Raw genomic sequence first — 3,486 nt, 5'->3', positions numbered from 1 at the left:
CGTTTTCCTGACGGAACCCCAAAAAGAGCGAAACAAATCGTTTCACTCTAAAATTTATTATTTTTTTAATAAAGATTTTATAAAAGCTTCAATTTTAAGATAATCTTCATCTGAAAGAGATTCTTTAATTTTAAAAGTTGTCATCTTTTTATTTTTCTTAAATTCAAAAATATCTCTATTTTTTAAAGAATCATTTTCTAAATCTTTTAAAATAGATTTTAAATCTTCTCTATTTTTATTCATATAACTCTTAACAAGAGTTTGAGCTTCATCTTGTCCATAAGTTAACATCAATTTTTCTAAAATTTTATTTAAAAAATCAGCCTTTAAAGGTCCTGATTCTTCAAGAATAAATTCTTTTATAAATGGATGAAAATTAATAGCTTTTTTTATTGCATGAAACTGAGTTTTTCCAATATTGAATTTTTTTAAACAATCATCAAGAGTAACTCCCTCAGTAGTAGAAAGCTTATTAAACTTATAACTAAGCTCTAAAATCGTTAAATCTTTTCTTTTAGTATTTTCGTCTATAGAGATATTCTCTAAAAGTTCTAAAGGTGTATCTTTTCTAAAGATAATAGCTTTTTGAGAAAAAATTTTATTTTTATTAACTTTATATAATTCTTTAAGGGCAAGAAGTCTTCTCCAACCACTGATTATTATATAACTATTTTTACTAACTTCTAATAAGTAAACAGGGTTCAATAATCCCATTCCTTTAATAGACTCTAAAAGTCCTGCAAAATTTTCATCTTTTAAAATAGTTTCCTCGTCATCAAGTCTATTAATAAAAGTTCTATCAAAATAATTAATATTTTCAATTAAATTAGAAGTAATGTTTTGAAAATCACTATATTTAGCAATATTAGATTTATCAAGGACTGGTTTATTAATCTCTCCAAATCCCATTAAATGATTATTGTTTAAACTCATAAAATCCCCCTATATTCTTTTTAATAACTCTTTTGAAAGAGCGATATAGTCTTTTGCACCATTGGAATTTTTATCAAACTCTACTATGGATTTATGATTATAGTTAGCTTCTGATATTTTTATAGTATCTCTAATAACTGTATTAAACACTAACTCACCAAAGTGCTCAACTAAAAGATCCTTAAATTGATTTTGTAAATTTGTTGATTTTTTAAATTTAGTTATAACAACCCCCAATACCTTTAAATCCTCATTATCTTTTTCTCTAATCATATTTATAGATCTGATTAGGTCAGAGATTCCTTCAACTGAGTTTTCCTCTGCTTGAAGAGTAATAATAATTCCATCAGCTGCACCAAGAGCGTTATAAGTAGAAAAATCTAATGCTGGTGGACAATCAATGAATATGTAATCATACTTTTTCTCAATCTCTTTTATAGAGTTACTAAGAATTTTTGTCCAACCAGAGTTTTTTTCTAAAAACAATGCAAACTCAGACATCGACATATTATTAGCAATGTGATCTAAGTTTTTATCTATATTTATAATGATATCGTTGATATTTTTCTCCCCATTAAAAACATCGACAATAGTATTAACCTCCCTTTTTAAAATCCCAGAGTTTGTTGTTAAATTTCCCTGTGCATCCATATCAATAGTTAAAACTTTTTTCTTTTTTTGTGCTAGGATGTAGCTTAAGTTTCTAACAGTTGTAGTTTTAGCTTCTCCACCTTTTTGATTCATAATAGCAATAATTTTCATAAAATAATCCTCCCAAATTAATTATGTTGCTGAGTTTGAAGAGCTTCTAAACCAAGCTTGATAATAGAACGTATTTTTTCAGAGTTTGTCTTCCCATCTACAAGTTGTAAAATCATTTCTAGTTCTGATTTTTCAAGTCTTGCATTTATATCCACAGGATTTTCAAATACTCTTTTTTTCCCTGCTTTTTCACGAGTGCCTCCACGCTTTATAGCCATGTTTTTCCTCCTAAAACTTTTAATAATTAATTATAACTTTTGGTAGTTTGAAAAGTCAAGACTTTTCAAAAGTTCACCCGGCGAACTTTTTGTAAAAACTGAGTTTGAAGAAAAATAAGTAAAAGTGTATAATAACATTGTAGTTAAAATTATTAATTGGAGGCGAATATGAAAAAATTAATTGTTTTATTTTTAACTTTTTTATTGACTACTCTATCTTTTGCTTTTTCAGGAAAGGTAATAAAAGTAGCAGATGGTGATACTATAACAGTTTTAAAAGATGGAGAAAAAGTAAGAGTTAGATTTTATGGGATTGATGCCCCAGAAAAGAAGCAGGAGTATGGAATAAAATCTTTAGATGTTTTAAAAAAAATGATAGATGGAAAAATAGTTGAGATAGATGTAAAAGATAAAGACCAATATGGTAGAGTTGTTGGTGAGGTTTATTATAAGGGGAAAAATATAAATCTCTATATGCTAGAAACTGGTAATGCTTGGTGGTATAAGCAATATTCTAAAGGAAATTTAGAGTTTGCTGCAGCTGAAGAAAAAGCAAAATTAGAAGGGTTAGGATTATGGAAAGAGAAAAATCCTACACCACCTTGGGAATTTAGAAGAAAAAATAAAAAATAATATTAATGGGGGATTAATTTTGTTAAATTTAGAAATAGAGAGATTAATTAGAAAATTTTCTAAGGAAATAGATGAAAAATTAAAAAAGTATGACTTCAAAATTAAGGATGTAACTTTTGACAAAAAAGATGATGAGGTCTTAAAAATAAAAATAACTAAAAATTAAAAAAGATGTTAAAATATAAGTGAAACAAAATATAGCTTCATTATGTTTTAAGTACAGAAAAAGGAGAATGGTCTAGTCTATGCCATTCTCCTTTTCATTATTTTTCTCTTCTTATCAATTCCTCCAACAATTCTTTACTACTAAACTTTCTCAGTGGGTTTTCTTTAAAAGAGTACTGGAACTCACAGCTTTCAAAAACTACTTCAATAACTTTTTCCAATAACTCTAGACTTACATTTTTCTCCAGGAAAAACTCTGTCATCTCTATCTCACTAACTCCAATCTTCTTGGCCACTCTACTGCTGCTTAAATTTTTTAGATTCATCTCTCTTCTAATGCTCCCCATAATATCAAACTTTTTCATATAGTACCTCCATCTTTAAAAGTAGCTTGAGGGAGTTCCCTCAAGCTTTACAAATAATCAATTAAACCATTTTCATAAAAACTAAAGTTTTCTGTTTCTGAGATTATGTAGTGGTCAAGTAGTTTTACATCAACTTTATCAAGAAGTTCTTGCATCTCCAGTGTCAGTTCAATATCTTTTTTAGATGGAGTTAGATTACCGCTTGGGTGGTTATGTACAAAGATAACTCCTTTAGCTTTTGATAGAATTGCCTTTTCAATTATTAGTCTTTGATAAACAACACTGCGGTCTATAGTTCCACAAAATAGAGTTTCATTTAAAACTATTTGATTGCTACTATTTAGAAAAACTACTTTAAACTCCTCATGTTTTAAATATCCCATTTGGATGTTCATGTAGTTTAAAAAATC

General features: G+C 27.6%; 7 protein-coding genes. 2 read left to right on the top strand and 5 right to left on the bottom strand.

Going from position 1 to position 3,486, the window contains the following annotated elements:
• Nucleotides 1-57: 57 nt before the first annotated feature.
• From ACRC8M_RS00200 to ACRC8M_RS00190, 3 genes are read right to left on the bottom strand one after another with little or no spacing between them, the layout of a single operon-like run.
• A complete protein-coding gene (locus tag ACRC8M_RS00200; RefSeq protein ID WP_438527278.1) occupies nucleotides 58-933 on the bottom strand; it encodes a ParB/RepB/Spo0J family partition protein in 876 nt (291 codons plus the stop codon).
• 9 nt (nucleotides 934-942) lie between these two features.
• Nucleotides 943-1,695: a ParA family protein gene (locus ACRC8M_RS00195; protein ID WP_438527277.1), complete on the bottom strand. Its 753-nt coding sequence runs from the start codon at nucleotides 1,693-1,695 to the stop codon at nucleotides 943-945.
• Between the two features lie 17 nt (nucleotides 1,696-1,712).
• Nucleotides 1,713-1,913, bottom strand: coding sequence for a hypothetical protein (locus tag ACRC8M_RS00190; protein WP_438527276.1), 201 nt, complete (start codon nucleotides 1,911-1,913; stop codon nucleotides 1,713-1,715).
• A gap of 168 nt (nucleotides 1,914-2,081) precedes the next feature.
• Between ACRC8M_RS00190 and ACRC8M_RS00185 the strand changes: the two genes are divergently transcribed.
• Nucleotides 2,082-2,546 (top strand): thermonuclease family protein, encoded by a 465-nt coding sequence (locus ACRC8M_RS00185; protein ID WP_438527275.1) that lies wholly within the window; start codon nucleotides 2,082-2,084, stop codon nucleotides 2,544-2,546.
• Nucleotides 2,547-2,565: 19 nt separating this feature from the next.
• The gene (locus tag ACRC8M_RS00180) at nucleotides 2,566-2,712 is read left to right on the top strand and encodes a hypothetical protein (RefSeq protein WP_438527274.1); all 147 of its coding nucleotides are present in this window, start codon (nucleotides 2,566-2,568) and stop codon (nucleotides 2,710-2,712) included.
• A 97-nt stretch (nucleotides 2,713-2,809) separates the two neighbouring features.
• On the opposite strand, the gene ACRC8M_RS00175 is transcribed toward ACRC8M_RS00180, so the two are convergent.
• The gene (locus tag ACRC8M_RS00175) at nucleotides 2,810-3,076 is read right to left on the bottom strand and encodes a hypothetical protein (protein WP_438527273.1); all 267 of its coding nucleotides are present in this window, start codon (nucleotides 3,074-3,076) and stop codon (nucleotides 2,810-2,812) included.
• A 47-nt stretch (nucleotides 3,077-3,123) separates the two neighbouring features.
• The coding region (locus ACRC8M_RS00170; RefSeq protein WP_438527272.1) for a JAB domain-containing protein at nucleotides 3,124-3,486 on the bottom strand (363 nt) is incomplete at its 5' end.

It is taken from the genome of Cetobacterium sp. (assembly GCF_051653945.1).
Classification (GTDB): Bacteria; Fusobacteriota; Fusobacteriia; order Fusobacteriales; family Fusobacteriaceae; genus Cetobacterium_A.
The sequence above is the reverse complement of the archived record's forward strand: the minus strand, read 5'-3'. Positions and strand labels throughout refer to the sequence as shown.

Coding starts and splice junctions, on each gene's coding strand:
- ACRC8M_RS00190 (WP_438527276.1), bottom strand. CDS start 1,913: ATGGCTATAAAGCGTGGAGGCACTCGTGAAAAAGCAGGGAAAAAAAGA.
- ACRC8M_RS00195 (WP_438527277.1), bottom strand. CDS start 1,695: ATGAAAATTATTGCTATTATGAATCAAAAAGGTGGAGAAGCTAAAACT.
- ACRC8M_RS00200 (WP_438527278.1), bottom strand. CDS start 933: ATGAGTTTAAACAATAATCATTTAATGGGATTTGGAGAGATTAATAAA.
- ACRC8M_RS00185 (WP_438527275.1), top strand. CDS start 2,082: ATGAAAAAATTAATTGTTTTATTTTTAACTTTTTTATTGACTACTCTA.
- ACRC8M_RS00175 (WP_438527273.1), bottom strand. CDS start 3,076: ATGAAAAAGTTTGATATTATGGGGAGCATTAGAAGAGAGATGAATCTA.